Genomic DNA, 19,894 nt, shown 5'->3' on the forward strand with positions numbered 1-19,894 from the left:
TTCATCCATCGAGGCCGTTCGGAGTGAAGGAAACGCACACCATGCCGGACCCGGCCGTCCCACCCACCCCACCCGTCCCGCTGGCCGCACTGCTGGCCCGCGAGGACCTCGCGCTGCGGCAGATCGCGGGCCCGGTGGACCCCGCCGCCGTCATCCACTGGGCGCACACCTCGGAGATGGCCGACCCGTACCCGTATCTGCTGGGCGGCGAGCTGCTGCTGACGGCGGGCGTGCACGTGCCGGAGGCGGCGGGGTCGGGGGCGTACTTCGATGACTATGTCTCCCGGATCGTGGCGGCGGGCGGCGCGGCGCTGGGCTTCGGCCTGGCGCCGGTGCACGACACGGTCCCGCGCGCGCTGGTGGCGGCCTGCGAGGCGTACGAACTCCCGCTGATCGAGGTCCCGCCCCAGACCACCTTCTCGGGCGTGGCCCGCGCGGTCTGGCAACTGATGGCCCAGGCCCGCCTCGCCGAACTCCGCCGCGTGACCGAGGCCCAGCAGAGCCTCGCCGCGGCCGCGTCCCGCCCGGACCCGATCCCGTCGGTGTTGCGGCAACTGGCCCAGCGGGTGGGTGGCCGGGCGGTGCTGTACGGGCCGGAGGGGACGGAGATCGCGGGGGCGGGGCGGTTGCCGGGAAGCGGCGCGGCGGGCCGGCCGGCGGCAGGGGCGGGTCGGCCGGCGGGAAGCCCCACCGCAAACCAACCGGCGGCGAACGCGGGGCAGTCGACAGGAAGCCCCGCGGCAGGCCAACCGGCAGCGGACACCCCGCGGTCGGCAGGAAGCCGCACCGCAAACCAACCGGCGGCGAGCGCGGGCCGGTCGGCAGGAAGCCCCGCGGCAGGCCAACCGGCAGCGGACACCCCGCGGTCAGCGGGAAGCCCCACCGCAAACCAACCGGCGGCGAGCGCGGGCCGGTCGGCAGGAAGCCCCGCGGCAGGCCAACCGGCAGCGGACACCCCGCGGTCAGCGGGAAGCCCCACCGCAAACCAACCGGCGGCGAGCGCGGGCCGGTCGGCAGGAAGCCCCGCGGCAGGCCAACCGGCAGCGGACACCCCGCGGTCAGCGGGAAGCCCCACCGCAAACCAACCGGCGGCGAGCGCGGGCCGGTCGGCAGGAAGCCCCGCGGCAGGCCAACCGGCAGCGGACACCCCGCGGTCAGCGGGAAGCCCCACCGCAAACCAACCGGCGGCGAGCGCGGGGCGGTCGGTAGGAAGCCCTGCGGCAGGCCAACCGGCAGCGGACGCCACCGCGGGACGTCCGGCCGACGGCACGGCCCCGGGAGGTCCGCCCGAAGCCGCCACCCCGCCCGCGCTCGCCGAGCTCGCTCAGGTCGTCCGCCCCTCCGGCCCCGGCACCCCCACCTCCGCCACCCACACCGTCGCCGGCGTCCATCTCGCCGCCTACGCCCTCGGTGCCGGGCAGGGCTTCGTGCTCGGGGTGGCCGCCCCGGCCCGCGACCCCGGCGACCACACCATCGCCTCCGTCGCCGCCGTCCTGCTCTCCCTCCTCACCGGCGAGCACCAGAGCGGCTCGGGGGCGGCCCGCTCCTCGGCGCTGGTACGGCTGCTGCTGGGCGCCGGGCCGGAGGAGGTGGCCCCGCTCCTCGGCGGCGCTCCCTGGTTCGTCGTGCACGCCGCCCCGGACGGACAGTCGTCCGACGCCGTGGCCGCCTCCGCGCTGGGCGCCGCGCTGGGCTCGCCGCTGGTCGACCTCGGCGAGGACGTCGTACGCGTCCTCGCCGACCGCGCCCCGGACCCGCACCCCGGCTGGACCCTCGGCGTCAGCTCCCCCGTCGAGCCCCACGACTGGACCCTCGCCGACACCCAGGCCGCCCGTGCCCTCGCCCGGGCCCGGGCCACCCGCAGTGCTCTGGTCCGGCACGGCGGGCGGCCGGGCCTCGCCGCTCTCATCGCGCCCGACGAGGCCGAGGCACACGCCCGTGCCCTGCTCGCACCCCTCGCCGGCTCCCCCGCCCTGCGGGACACCCTGCGCACCTGGCTGTCCCTGCACGGGAGTTGGGACCGGACGGCGGTGGCGCTCGCCGTGCACCGCAACACCGTGCGGCAGCGGATCGCCAAGTGCGCGGCGCTGCTGGACGCCGACCTCGACGACCCCGACGTACGCATGGAGTTGTGGTTCGCCCTGCGTGAGTGACCCGTGTCCCAGCGTCCGGGACACCCCGCACGCGCACCGTCACCTGCCTCACAATGGACCCCATGCCGATACCCGGGACTCCCAGCCGCGCCGAGCTCGTCGACCACCTCGTACGGACCCGCATCGCGGGCGACGTCGCGACGCCCCGAGAGAACAACCTCTCCCACTACCGCCAGCTCGCGAACGGCAACCGCCACTACTGGCTCGGCCTGGAGCTCGGTGACCGCTGGACCGACGAGCAGGACGTGCTCGCGGTGATGGCGGAGCGGGTGGGCGTCAACGACGATCCCGAGTACCGGTACGGCCAGGACACCATCGACCCCGAGCTGACGGTCGACGGCCTGGACCGGATGGCGGCCCGGCTGCGGAAGGCCGCCGAGGGGCAGCAGCGGGTGCTGTTCGCGACCGGTCACCCGGGCGGGCTCCTGGAGGTCCACCACTCCACGGCCGCCGCGCTGCGGGCCGCCGGCTGCGAGATCGTCGTCATCCCGGAGGGGCTGCAGACCGAGGAGGGGTACGTCATGCAGTTCGCGAGTGTGGCGATGCTGGAGCACGGCGCCTCGCTGTGGCACACCCACTCCGGCGAGCCGATGAAGGCCATCCTGACGGGGATGCAGCGGGAAGGGCGTCCGCTGCCCGACCTCGTCGTCGCCGACCACGGCTGGGCCGGGTACGCCGCCCAGCACGGCGTGGACTCCGTCGGGTACGCCGACTGCAACGACCCCGCCCTCTTCCTCGGCGAGGCCGAGGGCACGGTCCAGGTGACGGTCCCCCTCGACGACCACGTCGTCAGCCCGCGCCACTACGACCCGATGACGGCGTACCTGCTGGCGGAGGCGGGACTGAAGTGACCCGCCTTTAAAGGGCCTCAGGGCCAGGGGTTCAGCCCCTCCGTCCGCTGCTGCGCGTGCCCCGGCGTCGGGTCCAGGTACACCCTGGTCACGCCGGGGAACGCGGCCCGCAGCCGCAGCTCGGCCTGTTCGCAGGCCCACTCGATCTGCGCCGCCGTCGACACGTCCCGGAAGTCGACCTTCGCGGCGACCAGCGCCTCCCGCGGCCCCTGCACCAGCGTCGTCAGCTCCAGTACGGCCTCGATGTGCTCCACCGCCACCAGCTCGGCCCTGATCCGCTCCCGCATGGGCTTCGGCAGCGGGCGGCCGATCAGCAGCTCGGCGTTGGACCGCCCGAGCACCCACGCCACGCACAGCAGCAACAGCCCGATGAGCAGCGAGGCGATCCCGTCCCACACGCCCGAACCGGTGAGCTGCCCGCCGAGCAGCCCGCCCGCGGCGAGCACCAGGCCGATCAGCGCGGCCGAGTCCTCCAGGACGACGGCCTTCACGGCGGTGTCGGGGGTGTGCCGGAGGTAGAGCTTGAACGGCGCCTGGACGCGGGCCGCCTCCCGGCGCGCCTGCTTCAGTCCCGTGCGCAGCGAGTAGCCCTCCAGGAGGAAGGCGACGCCGAGGACGATGTACGAGATGAGGGGGTCGCCGAGTTCCTCGCCCGCGACGAGGGTGTGGATGCCGTCGTAGAGGGAGAAGACGGCACCGCCGACGAAGGTCGCGACGGCGGCCAGCATCGCCCAGATGTAGCGCTCGGGGCCGTAGCCGAGCGGATGGTCCTCGTCGGCGGGCTTCTCGCTGCGTTTCAGGGCGGTCAGCAGGAGCACCTCGGTGACGGTGTCGGCGACCGAGTGCGCGGCCTCGGAGAGCATCGCGCTGGAGCCGCTGATCACACCGGCGACCGCCTTGGCGAGGGCGATGCCGAGGTTGGCGACGGCGGCCACGATCACCGTGAACGTGCTCTCGCCGCCGCCCTGTTCCGCTGCTTCCGCTTCCGTCATGCCCCTCAGTGTTGCCGAGGAGCCCGGACCACGCCTTCCTGGATCACCGAGATGACGAGCCGGCCGTCCTGCGTGTAGATGCGTGCCTGGCCGAGTCCGCGGCCGCCTTGTGCGGACGGCGACTCCTGGTCGTACAGGAGCCATTCGTCGGCGCGGAAGGGCCGGTGGAACCACATCGCGTGGTCGAGGGAGGCGCCGACGACGTCCCCGGTCGCCCAGCCGCCGCGGCCGTGCGCGAGCAGGATCGAGTCGAGGAGGGTCATGTCGGAGACGTAGGTGGCGAGGACGACGTGGAGGAGCGGGTCGTCGGCGAGTTTGCCGTTGGTGCGGAACCAGACCTGCGAGTGCGGCTCGCGCGGCTCGCCGAACTTCCCGTACGGCGGCTCGTCGACGTACCGCAGGTCGATGGCCTCGCGGGCCTCGATGAACTTCTCGATGACGTCCGGCGCGATGTGGTCGTAGCCGCGCAGCCGCTCCTGCGAGGTGGGGAGCGTGGCGGGGTCGGGGGCGGCCGGCATCGGGGCCTGGTGGTCGAAGCCTTCCTCGTGCTTCTGGAAGGACGCCGACAGCGCGAAGATCGGCTGGCCGTGCTGGACGGCGACGACCCGGCGGGCGGTGAAGGAGCGGCCGTCGTTCATGCGCTCGACCGTGTAGACGATCGGCGCGCCCGGGTCCCCGGCGCGCAGGAAGTACGCGTGCAGGGAGTGGGCGAGACGGTCCTCGGGGACCGTGCGCCCGGCGGCGACGAGCGCCTGGGCCGCGACCTGACCGCCGAAGACGCGCGGGACGATGGCGGGCCGGGACTGGCCGCGGAAGATGTTCTCCTCGATCTGCTCGAGGTCGAGCAGATCGAGGAGAGACTGAAGTGCCTGACTCATGCAGTCATTTCTACTGGTCAGTAATTTCGGGAGCCTTACAGCCCCATGTCCTTCGCGATGATCGACTTCATGATCTCGTTCGTGCCGCCGTAGATCCGGTTGACGCGGTTGTCCGCGTACAGGCGGGCGATCGGGTACTCGTTCATGAAGCCGTAGCCGCCGTGCAGCTGGAGGCAGCGGTCGATGACGCGGTGCGCGACCTCGGTGCAGAACAGCTTCGCGGAGGCGGCCTCGGCCGGGGTCAGCTCGCCCGCGTCCAGCGCCTCGGTGGCGCGGTCGGCGACCGCCTCGGCGGCGTCGACCTCGGCCTTGCAGGCGGCCAGCTCGAACTTGGTGTTCTGGAAGGTGGCGACGGGCTTGCCGAAGACCGTGCGGTCCGTGACGTACTGCTGGGCGAACCGGACGGCGGCCTTGGCCTGGGCGTAGGCGCCGTAGGCGATGCCCCAGCGCTCGGACGCCAGGTTGTGGCCGAGGTAGTAGAAGCCCTTGTTCTCCTCGCCGAGCAGGTCCTCGACCGGCACCTTCACGTCGACGAACGCCAGCTCGGCGGTGTCCGAGGTGCGCAGGCCCAGCTTGTCGAGCTTCCGCCCGATGGAGTAGCCCTCGGCCTTGGTGTCCACGGCGAAGAGGGAGAGGCCGTGCCGGCGGTTCTCGGGGGTGGGGGCGGCGGTGCGGGCGACCACGATCACGCGGTCGGCGTGCACACCGCCCGTGATGAAGGTCTTGGCGCCGTTGAGGACGTAGTGCGTGCCGTCCTCGCTCAGCTTGGCGGTGGTCTTCATGCCCGCGAGGTCGGAACCGGTACCCGGCTCGGTCATCGCCAGCGCCCACATCTCCTCGGCGGAGACGAACTTGGGCAGGTAGCGCTTCTTCTGCTCGTCGGTGGCGAGCATCTTGATGTAGGGCAGGGCGAGCAGCACGTGCACCCCGGAGCCGCCGAACTGGACGCCCGCGCGGGAGGTCTCCTCGTACATCACGGCCTCGAACTTGTACGAGTCGATGCCGGCGCCGCCGAACTCCTCCGGCACGTTGATGCCGAACAGGCCCAGCTCGGCGAGCTTGTAGTAGAACTCGCGCGGCGCCTGACCGGCCGCGAACCACTCGTCGTAGACGGGGACGACCTCGGCCTCGATGAAGGCCCGGAGGGTCTCCCGGAACGCCTCGTGATCCTCGTTGAACACCGTACGGCGCACCGCCGCCACCTCCGCCTGGCTCAGGGTCGCTTGTCTAAGCGCTTGCTCAGACAACCAAGATACCGGCCGGTAGGGAGGACCGTCCAGGGGAACCCCTCCGTAACGCTCGTCACTCCCCCGCCGCGCCGAACGCCCCCCGGGCCATCCGGTGCAGCAGTTCCGCCGTGGCGCCGCGGCCCGGCAGGGAGCCGGGGCGGCCCAGGTGCGGGGTCGAGTTCAGGAGGCCGAAGACCGAGTGGACGGCGGCCCGGGCGCTGGGTTCCGTCAACACCGGGTACACCTCGCGGACGACCTCCACCCACAGCTCGACGTACTGCCGCTGGAGCTGGCGGACCAGCTTGCGGTCGCTGTCGCGGAGGCGGTCCAGCTCGCGGTCGTGCAAGGTGATCAGGGGCCGGTCGTCCAGGGCGAAGTCGATGTGGCCCTCGATGAGGGAGTCGAGGACGTCCGCCGCCGAGGAGCCGTCCGCCTCGGCCAGTCGCCGCTTCGCGCCCCGCAGCAGCTGCTCGCTGATCCCCACGAGCAGCTCCGCCAGCATCGCGTCCTTGCCCGCGAAGTGCCGGTAGAGGCCGGGGCCGCTGATGCCGACGGCGGCCCCTATCTCGTCCACGCCGACGCCGTGGAAGCCGCGCTCGGCGAAGAGTCGAGCGGCCTCCTTGAGGATCTGCTCGCGGCGGGTGGGGGCGTCGGTTCTGGTGGCCATGAAAGCAATTCTAGACAGGGAGGTTAGCGGTCGTTAACCTGAAGGAAATGGTTAACGCTCATTAACAGTCGACCACTGGGTGAGGGGACCGCAGGATGCACGAGGCACCGGAGCTGACGAGCGCGGCAGACCCCGCGTCGGAGGCCTGGAGGGCCAACGAGGAGGCGCACCTCGCGCTCGTCGGGGAGCTGCGCGGCAGGCTGGCCGCCGCCCGCCTGGGCGGGGGTGAGAAGGCGCGTGCCCGGCACACCGCGCGCGGCAAGCTGCTGCCGCGCGACCGGGTGGACACGCTCCTCGACCCGGGTTCGCCGTTCCTGGAGCTGGCCCCCCTCGCCGCCGACGGGCTCTACGACGGCCAGGCCCCGGCCGCCGGTGTGATCGCCGGGATCGGCCGGGTCAGCGGGCGCGAGTGCGTGATCGTCGCCAATGACGCGACCGTCAAGGGCGGCACGTACTACCCGATGACGGTGAAGAAGCACTTGCGCGCCCAGGAAGTAGCCCTGGAGAACCGCCTCCCCTGTCTGTATCTCGTCGACTCCGGTGGCGCCTTCCTGCCCATGCAGGACGAGGTCTTCCCGGACCGCGAGCACTTCGGGCGGATCTTCTACAACCAGGCCCGGATGTCCGGCGCCGGCATCCCGCAGATCGCCGCCGTCCTAGGCTCCTGCACGGCCGGTGGCGCGTACGTCCCCGCGATGAGCGACGAGGCCGTGATCGTCCGCGACCAGGGCACGATCTTCCTGGGCGGCCCGCCCCTGGTGAAGGCCGCGACCGGCGAGGTCGTCACCGCCGAGGAGCTGGGCGGCGGCGAGGTCCACTCCCGGGTCTCCGGCGTCACCGACCACCTCGCCGAGGACGACGCGCACGCGCTCAGGATCGTGCGCAACATCGTCGCCACGCTCCCCGCGCGCGGGACGCTCCCGTGGTCCGTCGAGCCGGCCGTCGAGCCGAAGGTCGACCCGTACGGTCTCTACGGCGCCGTCCCGGTCGACTCCCGCACCCGCTACGACGTACGCGAGGTCATCGCGCGCGTGGTCGACGGCTCCCGCTTCGCGGAGTTCAAGTCCGAGTTCGGACAGACCCTGGTCACCGGCTTCGCCCGCATCCACGGCCACCCGGTCGGCATCGTCGCCAACAACGGCATCCTGTTCTCCGAGTCAGCCCAGAAGGGCGCCCACTTCATCGAGCTGTGCGACCAGCGCGGCATCCCGCTGGTGTTCCTGCAGAACATCTCCGGGTTCATGGTGGGGCGTTCGTACGAGGCCGGCGGTATCGCCAAGCACGGCGCCAAGATGGTCACGGCCGTCGCCTGCACGCGCGTGCCGAAGCTGACGGTCGTGGTCGGCGGCTCGTACGGCGCGGGCAACTACTCCATGTGCGGCCGGGCCTACTCCCCCCGCTTCCTGTGGATGTGGCCCAACGCCAAGATCTCCGTCATGGGCGGCGAGCAGGCCGCCTCGGTCCTCGCGACCGTCAAGCGGGACCAGCTGGAGGGCCGCGGCGAGGAGTGGCCCGCGGAGGCCGAGGAGGCCTTCAAGGACCCGATCCGTGCGCAGTACGACCGCCAGGGGAATGCCTACTACGCGACGGCCCGCCTGTGGGACGACGGGGTCATCGACCCCCTGGAGACCCGCCAGGTGCTGGGCCTGGCCCTGACCGCCTGCGCCAACGCGCCCCTGGGTGACCCCCAGTTCGGCGTCTTCCGGATGTGAGGACCGATGTTTGACACAGTGCTTGTCGCCAACCGGGGCGAGATCGCGGTCCGCGTCATCCGTACCCTGCGCGCCCTGGGCGTGCGCTCGGTGGCCGTCTTCTCCGACGCCGACGCGGACGCCCGGCACGTCCGGGAGGCCGACACGGCGGTACGGCTGGGCCCGGCGCCGGCCGCCGAGAGCTATCTGTCGGTGGAGCGGCTGCTGGAGGCGGCCGCCCGCAGCGGCGCCCAGGCCGTCCACCCCGGCTACGGCTTCCTCGCCGAGAACGCGGCCTTCGCGCGCGCGTGCGCCGACGCCGGGCTGGTCTTCACCGGCCCGCCCGCGGACGCCATCTCCCTGATGGGCGACAAGATCCGCGCCAAGGAGACGGTGGCCGCGGCGGGGGTGCCGGTGGTGCCGGGCGGCCGGGACCCGGAACTGGCCTCCGCCGCTGTGGAATTGGGTGCTCCGGTCCTGCTCAAGCCCTCCGCCGGCGGTGGCGGCAAGGGCATGCGGCTGGTCCGGGACCTGTCGGTGCTGGACGACGAGATCGCCGCCGCCCGCCGCGAGGCCCGCGCCTCCTTCGGCGACGACACGCTCCTGGTGGAGCGGTGGATCGACCGCCCCCGGCACATCGAGATCCAGGTCCTGGCGGACGGCCACGGCAACGTGGTTCACCTGGGCGAGCGCGAGTGCTCCCTCCAGCGCCGCCACCAGAAGATCATCGAGGAGGCCCCGTCGGTCCTCCTGGACGAGGCCACGCGCGCGGCGATGGGCGAGGCGGCGGTCCAGGCGGCCCGCTCGTGCGGCTACCGGGGCGCGGGCACGGTGGAGTTCATCGTCCCCGGCGGCGACCCTTCCTCGTACTACTTCATGGAGATGAACACCCGCCTCCAGGTGGAGCACCCGGTCACCGAGCTCATCACCGGCCTGGACCTGGTGGAGTGGCAGCTGCGGGTGGCGGCGGGCGAGCCGCTGCCGTTCGGACAGGACGACGTACGGCTCACGGGCCACGCCGTCGAGGCGCGCCTGTGCGCGGAGGACCCGGCCCGCGGCTTCCTCCCTTCCGGCGGCACGGTGCTGCGGCTGCACGAGCCGCAGGGCGACGGCGTACGCGCCGACTCCGGCCTCCTTGAGGGCTCCGAGGTCGGCAGCCTGTACGACCCGATGGTGTCCAAGGTGATCGCGTACGGCCCCGACCGCGCGACGGCCCTGCGCAAGCTCCGCGCGGCTCTCGCGGACACGGTCACGCTGGGCGTGCAGACCAACGCGGGGTTCCTGCGGAGGCTGCTGGCCCATCCGGATGTGGTCGCGGGGCGGCTGGACACGGGGCTGGTGGAGCGCGAGGTGGACGGCCTGGTCGCCACCGACGTACCGGAGGAGGTCTACGAGGCCGCCGCCGCCGTACGCCTGGAGGCTCTGCGGCCGCGCGACGGCGAGGGCTGGACCGACCCGTTCTCGGTGCCGAGCGGCTGGCGGCTGGGCGGCACCCCGAAGCCGGTCGCCTTCCACCTCCGCGTCCAGGACCCGGTGGAGTACGTGCCACGCGGCTCGGCGACCGTCAGCGACGACCGGGTGAGCGTGCTACTGGACGGGGTCCGGCACACCTTCCACCGAGCCGCCGACTGGCTGGGCCGCGACGGCGACGCCTGGCACGTCCGGGACCACGACCCGGTGGCGGCCTCCCTGGCCGGCGCGGCCCACGCGGGCGCCGACTCGCTCACCGCGCCGATGCCGGGGACGGTGACGGTGGTGAAGGTCGCCGTGGGGGACGAAGTGACCGCCGGGCAGAGCCTGTTGGTGGTGGAGGCGATGAAGATGGAGCACGTCGTCTCCGCCCCGCACGCCGGCACGGTCGCCGAACTGGACGTCAAGCCGGGCGCGACGGTCGCCATGGACCAGGTGCTGGCCGTCATCACCCCCGTGGAGGACGAGACATGACACTCCCCATGGTCGTACCGCAGGAAGGCCTGCCCTCGCGGGTCCGCATCCACGAGGTCGGCGCGCGCGACGGTCTGCAGAACGAGAAGGCGACCGTCCCGACCGAGGTCAAGGCGGAGTTCATCCACCGCCTGGCCGACGCGGGCCTGTCGACGATCGAGGCGACGAGCTTCGTCCACCCCAAGTGGGTGCCCCAACTCGCGGACGCGGAGCAGCTGTTCCCGCGGCTGGCCGACGTGAAGGCGGACCTCCCGGTCCTGGTGCCGAACGAACGCGGCCTGGAGCGCGCCCTGGCGCTGGGAGCGACGAGGGTGGCGGTCTTCGCCAGCGCCAGCGAGTCGTTCGCGAAGGCCAACCTCAACCGCACGCTGGACGAGGCGCTGGCCATGTTCGAGCCGACGGTGGCGCGCGCGAAGGAAGCGGACGGGCACGTCCGCGGCTACCTCTCCATGTGCTTCGGCGACCCGTGGGAGGGCCCGGTCCCGGTGCCGCAGGTCGTCCAGGTCTGCCGGGCACTGCTCGACATGGGCTGCGACGAACTGAGCCTGGGCGACACGATCGGCGTGGCGACGGCGGGCCACGTACGCGCGCTGCTGACGGCCCTGAACGAGGCCGGGGTCCCCACGGAGAAGCTCGGCGTGCACTTCCACGACACCTACGGCCAGGCGCTCGCCAACACCTACGCGGCGCTGCTGCACGGCGTGACCACGGTCGACGCCTCCGCGGGCGGCCTCGGCGGCTGCCCGTTCGCCAAGTCGGCCACCGGCAACCTCGCCACCGAAGACCTCGTGTGGATGCTGCAGGGCCTCGGCATCGACACCGGGGTCGACCTCGGCCGTCTCGTCGCCACGAGCGAGTGGATGGCCGGCCACCTGGGCCGACCCAGCCCGTCCCGCACCGTACGAGCCCTGTCCCACAAGGAGCAGTGACCCGCGATGGACCATCGACTCTCCCCCGAACTCGAAGAACTCCGCCGGACGGTCGAGGAGTTCGCGCACGAGGTAGTAGCCCCCAAGATCGCCGACTACTACGAACACCATGAGTTCCCCTACGAGATCGTCCGCGAGATGGGCCGCATGGGCCTGTTCGGCCTGCCGTTCCCCGAGGAGTACGGCGGCATGGGCGGCGACTACATGGCGCTGGGCGTGGCGCTGGAGGAGCTGGCGAGGGTCGACTCGTCGGTGGCGATCACCCTGGAGGCCGGGGTCTCCCTGGGCGCGATGCCGCTGCACCTCTACGGCACGGAGGCGCAGAAGCAGGAGTGGCTCCCGCGTCTGTGCTCGGGCGAGATCCTGGGCGCGTTCGGCCTGACGGAACCGGACGGCGGCAGCGACGCGGGCGCGACGCGTACGACGGCGACGCTGGATCCGTCCACGAACGAGTGGGTGATCAACGGCACGAAGTGCTTCATCACCAACTCGGGCACGGACATCACGGGTTTGGTGACGGTGACGGCGGTGACGGGCAGGAAGCCCGACGGCAAGCCGCTGATCTCCTCGATCATCGTCCCCTCCGGCACCCCGGGCTTCACGGTCGCGGCCCCGTACTCGAAGGTGGGCTGGAACGCCTCGGACACAAGGGAGTTGTCGTTCGCCGACGTCCGCGTCCCGGCGGCGAACCTGCTCGGTGAGGAGGGCCGCGGCTATGCCCAGTTCCTGCGCATCCTGGACGAGGGCCGCATCGCGATCGCGGCGCTCTCCACGGGCCTGGCGCAAGGCTGCGTGGACGAGTCGGTGAAGTACGCGAAGGAACGCCACGCGTTCGGCAAGCCGATCGGCGCGAACCAGGCCATCCAGTTCAAGATCGCGGACATGGAGATGAAGGCCCACACCGCCAGGCTGGCGTGGCGGGACGCGGCGTCGAGGCTGGTGGCCGGGGACCCCTTCAAGAAGGAAGCGGCCCTCGCCAAGCTCTACTCGTCGACGATCGCGGTGGACAACGCCCGCGACGCCACCCAGATCCACGGTGGCTACGGCTTCATGAACGAGTATCCGGTGGCCCGCATGTGGCGCGACTCCAAGATCCTGGAGATCGGGGAGGGGACGAGCGAGGTGCAACGGATGCTGATCGCAAGGGAGTTGGGGCTCACCAGCTGAGCCGGAGCACCCCCTGGTTGGCGCAAAGCGTCGGTGCGGAGGACCCCGCCCCCTGGACAGGATCTGAGGTTAGGCTAACCTACCTTCGAACTTGTCCGGCGGGCGCTTCGCCCCGTTCGAAAGCAGCCACACCATGTCCAACGCCAGAGCCACCCACCTCACCCGCCGCGGCATCCTCGCCGCGGGCGGCGCCCTCGGTCTGGGCGCCGTGCTCGCAGCCTGCGGTGACGACGACGCGAAAAGCGGTGGCTCTGGCAAGGAGACCTCCGCGGCGGAGAAGTCCGGTCCCTGGTCCTTCAAGGACGACCGCGGCACCGAGGTGAAGCTCGACAAGATCCCCACGAACATCGTCGCCTTCACCGGCGTCGCCGCCGCCCTCTACGACTACGGCATCTCGGTCAAGGGCGTCTTCGGTCCCACCAAGACCGCCGACGGCAAGGCCGACGTCCAGGCCGGCGACATGGACATCTCCAAGGTGGAGATCCTCGGCAACGTCTGGGACCAGTTCAACGTCGAGAAGTACGCCGCCCTCGCCCCCGACGTCCTCATCACCACGATGTTCGACGCCACCGGCACCCTCTGGTACGTCCCGGCCGCCTCCAAGGACAAGATCGCCAAGCTCGCCCCGAGCGTCGGCATCTCCGTCTACGACCGCCAGCTGACCGCGCCGCTGCAGCGCATGTGGGAGCTGGCCGAGTCCCTCGGCGCCGACATGACCGCCGCCAAGGTCACGGACGCCAAGAAGAAGTTCGAGGCCGCCGCGACCCGGCTGCGTGCCGCCGCGAAGGCGAAGCCCGACATCAAGGTGATGGCCGGTTCCGCCAGCCAGGACATCTTCTACGTCTCCGGCACCAACCTCTCCATCGACCTCGAGTACTTCAAGGCCCTCGGCGTGAACTTCGTCGAGCCGCCGGAGAGCGCGAAGAAGGAGGGTGGCGGTTGGTACGAGTCGCTGAGCTGGGAGAACGTCGACAAGTACAAGGCCGACATCATCATGATGGACGACCGGTCGTCGACGATCCAGCCGGCCGACATCACCGAGGCGACCTGGAAGAAGCTGCCCGCGGTGAAGGCCGGGCAGGTCATCGCCCGGTCGCCGGAGCCGATCCTGTCGTACGACAAGTGCACGCCGCTTCTCGAGACCCTCGCCGAGGCTCTTGAGAAGGCGAAGAAGGTCAGCTGAAACGAAGGGGCTTGATGTGGTGGGTGAGCTGCGGGCCGGTTGTGGCTGGTCGCGCAGTTCCCCGCGCCCCTTAAAAGCAAGAGCCCTGCCCCCCTGCTAACTCAGGAGCGCACCCCATGACCACCGCCGTCGCCGCCCCCTTCCGCTTCTTCTCCCTCCAAGTCGTGAGAACGCGGCAACTCGGGCCCTCTCTCGTCCGGGTCACCTTCGGCGGCGAGGAACTGCGGGAGTTCTACTCCAACGGGTGCGATCAGTCGCTGTCGCTCTTCATCCCCGCCGAGGGGCAGACCGAGCCGGTCGTTCCGATCGAGCTCGGCGACGGCTGGTGGCAGGCCTGGCGTGAACTCCCCGATGACGTACGGGCGGTCATGCGGTCGTACACGCTCCGCGCCCTCCGACGAAACCCCGACGAGATCGACATCGACTTCGTCCTGCACGGCGTCGACCCCGGCGCCGACACCCCGGCCGGCCCCGCCTCCCGCTGGGCGGCCAACGCCACAGCAGGGAACCGGGTCCTTCTCCTCGGCCCCGCCATCGCCGACAACCGTGCGATCCGGTTCCGGCCGGCGGAGGACACCGACCTCGTACTCCTGTGGGGCGACGAGACCGCCGTACCCGCCGCGTCCGCCATCATCGAGTCCCTGCCCGCCGGCACCCGCGCCCGGGTATGGCTCGAAGTCCAGCACGCCGCCGACACCCAGGACCTGGTGACCGAGGCCGACGCCGAGGTGACCTGGCTGGTCAGGGATCACCAGACCGGCGCCGAGGGCTCCCCCATGGCCCTCGGCGCCATTCGCGACGCCCAACTCCCGGACGCCGAGCGGCCGTACGTCTGGATCGCGGGCGAGTCCGGCTGTGTGAAGCAGTTGCGCCGGCACTTCGTCGGTGAGCGTGGCATCGACCGCCGGAGGGTCACCTTCGTGGGCTACTGGCGGCAGGGAATGACCGAGGAACAGCTCCGCGCCGCCGAGTAGCCCGCCGAGCAGCCCGCCCGACCAACCCGCAGCCGCCCCACCCCCAGCCGCCGCACGCCCCTCCCCGCGCACGAGCAACTTAGGTTAGGCTAACCTAAGTCAAGCGGACTACTGCTCCCCACCGGAGGACCCCCACCATGCGCTCGCACCTGCTCAACGACACGACCGCGGAGCAGTACCGCCGCACCGTGACCGAAGGAATAGAGCGGGTGGCAGCCAAACTCGCCGCCACCGACCGTCCGTTCACCGGCGTCACCGTCGACGACCTCGCCCCGGCCATCGACGCGATCGACCTCGACAAGCCGCTGCGCGACACCGGCGCCGTGCTCGACGAGCTGGAGGACGTCTACCTCCGCGACGCGGTCTACTTCCACCACCCCCGCTATCTCGCCCACCTCAACTGCCCGGTGGTCATCCCGGCGGTGCTCGGCGAGGCGATCCTCTCCGCGGTCAACTCCTCCCTGGACACCTGGGACCAGTCGGCCGGCGGCACCCTCATCGAGCGCAAGCTCATCGACTGGACGACCGCCCGCATCGGCCTCGGCCCGGCCGCCGACGGCGTGTTCACCTCCGGCGGTTCACAGTCCAACCTCCAGGCCCTCCTCCTCGCCCGAGAGGAAGCCAAGACGGACAGCACGGCCAAACTGCGCGTCTTCGCCTCCGAGGTCAGCCACTTCAGCGTCAAGAAGTCCGCCAAACTCCTCGGCCTGCCCTCCGACTCCGTGGTCACGATCCCCGTCGACCGCGACAAGCGGATGCAGACCGTCGCGCTCGCCCGTGAGCTGGAGCGCTGCAAGGCCGCCGGGCTGGTCCCGATGGCCGTCGTCGCCACCGCCGGCACCACCGACTTCGGGTCCATCGACCCGCTGCCCGAGATCGCCGAGCTGTGCGCACAGTACGGCACCTGGATGCACGTCGACGCCGCCTACGGCTGCGGACTGCTCGCGTCGGTGAAGTACCGCGGCCGGATCGACGGCATCGAGCGCGCCGACTCGGTCACGGTCGACTACCACAAGTCCTTCTTCCAGCCGGTGAGTTCGTCGGCCGTGCTGGTCCGGGACGCCTCCACGCTGCGGCACGCGACCTACCACGCCGAGTACCTCAACCCGAAGCGCATGGTGCAGGAGCGCATCCCCAACCAGGTGGACAAGTCCCTGCAGACCACCCGTCGGTTCGACGCCCTCAAGCTGTGGGTGACGCTGCGGACCATGGGCGCCGACGGCATCGGACAGCTCTTCGACGAGGTGTGCGACCTGGCCGTCGAGGGCTGGAAGATCCTCGCCGCCGACCCGCGCTACGACGTCGTGGTCGAGCCGACGCTCTCCACCCTCGTCTTCCGCTACATCCCGGCCGCCGTGACCGACCCCGCCGAGATCGACCGCGCCAACCTGTACGCCCGCAAGGCCCTGTTCGCCTCCGGCGACGCGGTGGTCGCGGGCACCAAGGTAGGCGGTCGCCACTACCTGAAGTTCACCCTGCTCAACCCCGAGACGACGACCGAAGACATCACCGCCGTACTCGATCTGATCGCCGGCCACGCCGAGCAGTACCTGGGAGAGTCCCTTGACCGCGCGTCCTGAAAACCCGCACAAGACCTACGACTTCGTGGGTATCGGGCTCGGCCCGTTCAACCTCGGCCTGGCCTGCCTCACCGAGCCCATCGACGAACTCGACGGTGTCTTCCTGGAGTCGAAGCCCGACTTCGAGTGGCACGCGGGCATGTTCCTCGACGGCGCCCACCTCCAGACGCCGTTCATGTCCGACCTGGTCACGCTGGCCGACCCGACCTCGCCGTACTCCTTCCTCAACTACCTGAAGGAGAAGGGCCGGCTGTACTCGTTCTACATCCGGGAGAACTTCTACCCGCTGCGTGTCGAGTACGACGACTACTGCCGCTGGGCCGCGCACAAGCTGAGCAGCGTCCGCTTCGGCACGACGGTCGCCGAAGTCACGTACCAGGACGACGTGTACGTCGTCACGACGACCGCGGGTGACGTCTTCCGCGCCCGCCATCTCGTCCTCGGCACCGGCACCTCCCCCCACTACCCGGAGGCCGTGCGCGGCCTCGGCGGGGACTTCTTCCACAACTCCCGGTACATGCAGAACAAGGCGGAGTTGCAGAAGAAGGAGTCGATCACGATCGTCGGCTCCGGGCAGTCCGCCGCCGAGATCTATCACGACCTCCTCGCCGAGATCGACGTGTACGGCTACCGGCTGAACTGGGTGACGCGGTCGCCCCGCTTCTTCCCGCTCGAATACACCAAGCTCACGCTGGAGATGACCTCCCCGGAGTACATCGACTACTACCGCGAGCTGCCCGAGGCCACCCGCTACCGGCTCACCGCCCAGCAGAAGGGCCTGTTCAAGGGCATCGACGGCGACCTCATCAACGAGATCTTCGACCTGCTCTACCAGAAGAACCTCGGCGGACCGGTCCCCACCCGGCTGCTCACCAACTCCGCTCTGAACAGCGCGACTTACGAGAACGGCACCTACACCCTCTCCTTCCGCCAGGAGGAGCAGGAGAAGGACTACGACCTCCAGACTCAGGGCCTGGTCCTCGCCACCGGCTACAAGTACGCCGAGCCCGAGTTCCTGACGCCCGTCAAGGACCGGCTGCGCTACGACACCCAGGGCAACTTCGACGTCGCCCGCAACTACTCGATCGACACCACCGGCCGCGGCGTCTTCCTCCAGAACGCCGGCGTGCACACCCACAGCATCACCTCGCCCGACCTCGGCATGGGTGCGTACCGCAACAGCTACATCATCCGTGAGCTGCTCGGCACCGAGTACTACCCGGTCGAGAAGACGATCGCGTTCCAGGAGTTCGCCGTATGAGCACCCCCCACACCTTCGGCTTCCGCCCGCTCGACCCGCTCAAGGACGCCGAACTGCTGCACGGCTGGGTCACCCACCCCAAGGCCGCGTTCTGGATGATGCAGGACGCGAAACTGGAGGACGTCGAGCGGGCGTACATGGACATAGCCGCCGACGAGCACCACCACGCGCTGCTGGGTCTCGACGCGTACGGCGTCCCGGCCTTCCTGATGGAGAAGTACGACCCCGCCCACCGTGAACTCGTGGGCCTGTACGAGCCGTTGCCCGGCGACATCGGCATGCACTTCCTCACCCCGCCGACCGACACCCCCGTCCACGGCTTCACACGGGCCGTCATCACCGCCGTGATGACCCACCTCTTCGAGGACCCGGGCGTCCAGCGCGTCGTCGTCGAACCGGACGTCTCCAACAAGGCCGTCCACGCCCTCAATGCGGCCGTCGGGTTCGTGCCCGAGCGGGAGATCCAGAAGCCGGAGAAGAAGGCGCTGCTGAGCTTCTGCACGCGCGAGCAGTTCACCAAGGCGGTGTCCGCATGAGCCTCGCCGACTCCGTCGCCCACCTCTCCCCCGAGCGCTGGGAGCAGGCCAACCGCCTCCTCATCCGCAAGGCCCTCGCCGAGTTCGCGCACGAACGGCTCATCACGCCGGAGGCCACCGCCGACGGCCGCTTCGAGGTCCGCAGCGACGACGGTCTGACCCGCTACGGGTTCACCGCCACGCGCCGCGCCCTCGACCACTGGCAGGTCGACGCCGACTCGATCTCCCGTCACCGGGACGGCGTCGACCTCCCCCTCGCCGCGCTGGACTTCTTCATCGAGCTGAAGAACTCGCTCGGCCTGAGCGACGAGATCCTGCCGGTCTACCTGGAGGAGATCTCCTCCACCCTCTCCGGCACCTGCTACAAGCTCACCAAGCCCCAGATCCCGGTCGCCGAGCTGGCGCGCAGCGGCTTCCAGGCCATCGAGACCGGCATGACCGAGGGCCACCCCTGCTTCGTCGCCAACAACGGCCGGCTCGGCTTCGGCATCCACGAGTACCTGTCGTACGCACCCGAGACCGCGAGCCCCGTCCGCCTGGTCTGGCTGGCCGCGCACCGCTCCCGCGCGGCCTTCACGGCCGGTGTCGGGATCGAGTACGAGACCTTTGTCCGCGAGGAGTTGGGCGCGGAAACGGTCGACCGCTTCCACGCCACCCTGCGCGCCCAGCAGCTCGACCCGGCCGACTACCTCCTCATCCCGGTCCACCCCTGGCAGTGGTGGAACAAGCTCTCCGTCACCTTCGCCGCCGAGGTCGCCCGCCGCCACCTCGTCTGCCTGGGCGAGGGCGACGACGAGTACCTGGCCCAGCAGTCCATCCGAACCTTCTTCAACACGACCAGCCCCGAGAAGCACTACGTGAAGACGGCCCTGTCCGTCATCAACATGGGCTTCATGCGCGGCCTTTCGGCGGCGTACATGGAGGCGACCCCGGCCATCAACGACTGGCTCGCTCAACTCATCGACAACGACCCCGTGTTGAAGTCCACGGGCCTGTCGATCATCCGCGAGCGCGCGGCCGTCGGCTACCGCCACCTGGAGTACGAGGCGGCGACGGACCGCTACTCGCCGTACCGCAAGATGCTGGCCGCCCTGTGGCGCGAGAGCCCGGTGAACTCCCTCCAGGACGGGGAGTCGTTGGCGACGATGGCCTCCCTGGTCCACGTCGACCACGAGGGCAACTCCTTCGCGGGCGCGCTGATCGAACAGTCGGGCCTGACCCCCACCGAGTGGCTGCGCCGCTATCTGACGGCGTACTTCACCCCGCTCCTCCACAGCTTCTACGCCTACGACCTGGTCTACATGCCGCACGGCGAGAACGTGATCCTCGTCCTCAAGGACGGCGCCGTCGAGCGCGCGATCTACAAGGACATCGCCGAGGAGATCGCGGTCATGGACGCCGACGCGGTGCTGCCGCCGGCGGTCGAACGCGTCCGCGTGGACGTCCCGGACGACACGAAGCTCCTGTCCGTCTTCACGGACGTCTTCGACTGCTTCTTCCGCTTCCTCGCCGCGAACCTCGCCACCGAGGGAATCCTCGCGGAGGACGACTTCTGGCGGACGGTCGCGGAGGTCACCCGCGCGTACCAGGCCTCGGTGCCCGAACTGGCCGACAAGTTCCGCCAGTACGACATGTTCGCCCCGGAGTTCGCCCTGTCCTGCCTCAACCGCCTCCAACTGCGCAACAACAAGCAGATGGTCGACCTGACGGACCCGGCGGGAGCACTCCAGCTGGTGGGCACCCTGAAGAACCCGATCGCCGGGTTCTGACCCCAGAGACAGGCGGGCGCCACGAGGTACGGTCCTTCGTGGCGCCCGCCGGCTTCATGCCGTCAAGGGGCGCGGGGCTGTGCCGATATG

General features: G+C 70.6%; 16 protein-coding genes. 12 read left to right on the forward strand and 4 right to left on the reverse strand.

Translation table 11 applies throughout. The features are described 5' to 3' along the window. Positions 1 to 41 precede the first annotated feature (41 nt). A complete protein-coding gene (locus CRP56_RS15645) occupies positions 42 to 2,153 on the forward strand; it encodes a PucR family transcriptional regulator ligand-binding domain-containing protein (RefSeq protein WP_097264440.1) in 2,112 nt (703 codons plus the stop codon). Between the two features lie 62 nt (positions 2,154 to 2,215). Further along, positions 2,216 to 3,004 (forward strand): phosphatase, encoded by a 789-nt coding sequence (locus CRP56_RS15650; RefSeq protein WP_097264442.1) that lies wholly within the window; start codon positions 2,216 to 2,218, stop codon positions 3,002 to 3,004. Positions 3,005 to 3,021: 17 nt separating this feature from the next. Here the strand turns inward: CRP56_RS15650 and CRP56_RS15655 are convergent, their stop codons facing one another. The 4 genes from CRP56_RS15655 to CRP56_RS15670 form a co-directional block, all read right to left on the reverse strand. Next, complete coding sequence (locus CRP56_RS15655; RefSeq protein ID WP_097264445.1) at positions 3,022 to 3,996, reverse strand: cation diffusion facilitator family transporter; 975 nt, start codon at positions 3,994 to 3,996, stop codon at positions 3,022 to 3,024. Between the two features lie 5 nt (positions 3,997 to 4,001). Then, positions 4,002 to 4,874, reverse strand: coding sequence for an acyl-CoA thioesterase (locus CRP56_RS15660; RefSeq protein WP_097264447.1), 873 nt, complete (start codon positions 4,872 to 4,874; stop codon positions 4,002 to 4,004). A gap of 35 nt (positions 4,875 to 4,909) precedes the next feature. Next, complete coding sequence (locus tag CRP56_RS15665; protein ID WP_097274087.1) at positions 4,910 to 6,067, reverse strand: acyl-CoA dehydrogenase family protein; 1,158 nt, start codon at positions 6,065 to 6,067, stop codon at positions 4,910 to 4,912. 109 nt (positions 6,068 to 6,176) lie between these two features. After that, the gene (locus tag CRP56_RS15670; RefSeq protein WP_097264449.1) at positions 6,177 to 6,770 is read right to left on the reverse strand and encodes an SACE_7040 family transcriptional regulator; all 594 of its coding nucleotides are present in this window, start codon (positions 6,768 to 6,770) and stop codon (positions 6,177 to 6,179) included. A gap of 95 nt (positions 6,771 to 6,865) precedes the next feature. Here CRP56_RS15670 and CRP56_RS15675 point away from each other — a divergent pair, with 95 nt between their 5' ends. The 10 genes from CRP56_RS15675 to CRP56_RS15720 all read left to right on the forward strand — a co-directional run bounded on the left by CRP56_RS15675 (position 6,866) and on the right by CRP56_RS15720 (position 19,804). Further along, complete coding sequence (locus CRP56_RS15675; protein WP_097264451.1) at positions 6,866 to 8,482, forward strand: carboxyl transferase domain-containing protein; 1,617 nt, start codon at positions 6,866 to 6,868, stop codon at positions 8,480 to 8,482. A 6-nt stretch (positions 8,483 to 8,488) separates the two neighbouring features. Further along, on the forward strand, positions 8,489 to 10,405 hold the full coding sequence (locus CRP56_RS15680; protein WP_097264453.1) for an acetyl/propionyl/methylcrotonyl-CoA carboxylase subunit alpha: 1,917 nt from the start codon (positions 8,489 to 8,491) through the stop codon (positions 10,403 to 10,405). Next, positions 10,402 to 11,334, forward strand: a complete 933-nt coding sequence (locus CRP56_RS15685) for a hydroxymethylglutaryl-CoA lyase (protein ID WP_097264456.1) — start codon at positions 10,402 to 10,404, stop codon at positions 11,332 to 11,334. Before CRP56_RS15680 ends, CRP56_RS15685 begins: the two co-directional genes overlap by 4 nt. Positions 11,335 to 11,340: 6 nt before the next feature. Then, positions 11,341 to 12,501 carry an acyl-CoA dehydrogenase family protein gene (locus CRP56_RS15690; RefSeq protein ID WP_097264458.1) on the forward strand — a complete coding sequence of 387 codons (1,161 nt, stop codon included), beginning with the start codon at positions 11,341 to 11,343 and terminating at the stop codon, positions 12,499 to 12,501. A 133-nt stretch (positions 12,502 to 12,634) separates the two neighbouring features. Further along, the gene (locus CRP56_RS15695) at positions 12,635 to 13,684 is read left to right on the forward strand and encodes an ABC transporter substrate-binding protein (RefSeq protein WP_097274089.1); all 1,050 of its coding nucleotides are present in this window, start codon (positions 12,635 to 12,637) and stop codon (positions 13,682 to 13,684) included. A 116-nt stretch (positions 13,685 to 13,800) separates the two neighbouring features. Beyond that, on the forward strand, positions 13,801 to 14,658 hold the full coding sequence (locus tag CRP56_RS15700) for a siderophore-interacting protein (RefSeq protein WP_097264460.1): 858 nt from the start codon (positions 13,801 to 13,803) through the stop codon (positions 14,656 to 14,658). A gap of 137 nt (positions 14,659 to 14,795) precedes the next feature. Then, on the forward strand, positions 14,796 to 16,238 hold the full coding sequence (desA, locus tag CRP56_RS15705) for a lysine decarboxylase DesA (RefSeq protein WP_097264463.1): 1,443 nt from the start codon (positions 14,796 to 14,798) through the stop codon (positions 16,236 to 16,238). Next, positions 16,222 to 17,499, forward strand: a complete 1,278-nt coding sequence (locus CRP56_RS15710) for a lysine N(6)-hydroxylase/L-ornithine N(5)-oxygenase family protein (RefSeq protein ID WP_097264465.1) — start codon at positions 16,222 to 16,224, stop codon at positions 17,497 to 17,499. The genes desA and CRP56_RS15710 overlap by 17 nt, the downstream gene beginning before the upstream one ends. After that, positions 17,496 to 18,035, forward strand: a complete 540-nt coding sequence (locus CRP56_RS15715; RefSeq protein ID WP_097264467.1) for a GNAT family N-acetyltransferase — start codon at positions 17,496 to 17,498, stop codon at positions 18,033 to 18,035. The genes CRP56_RS15710 and CRP56_RS15715 overlap by 4 nt, the downstream gene beginning before the upstream one ends. After that, positions 18,032 to 19,804 carry an IucA/IucC family protein gene (locus tag CRP56_RS15720; protein WP_097264469.1) on the forward strand — a complete coding sequence of 591 codons (1,773 nt, stop codon included), beginning with the start codon at positions 18,032 to 18,034 and terminating at the stop codon, positions 19,802 to 19,804. Before CRP56_RS15715 ends, CRP56_RS15720 begins: the two co-directional genes overlap by 4 nt. The last annotated feature ends 90 nt before the right edge of the window (positions 19,805 to 19,894 follow it).

This window comes from Streptomyces sp. TLI_55 (assembly GCF_900206255.1).
GTDB classification, from domain to species: Bacteria; Actinomycetota; Actinomycetes; order Streptomycetales; family Streptomycetaceae; genus Streptomyces; species Streptomyces aquilus.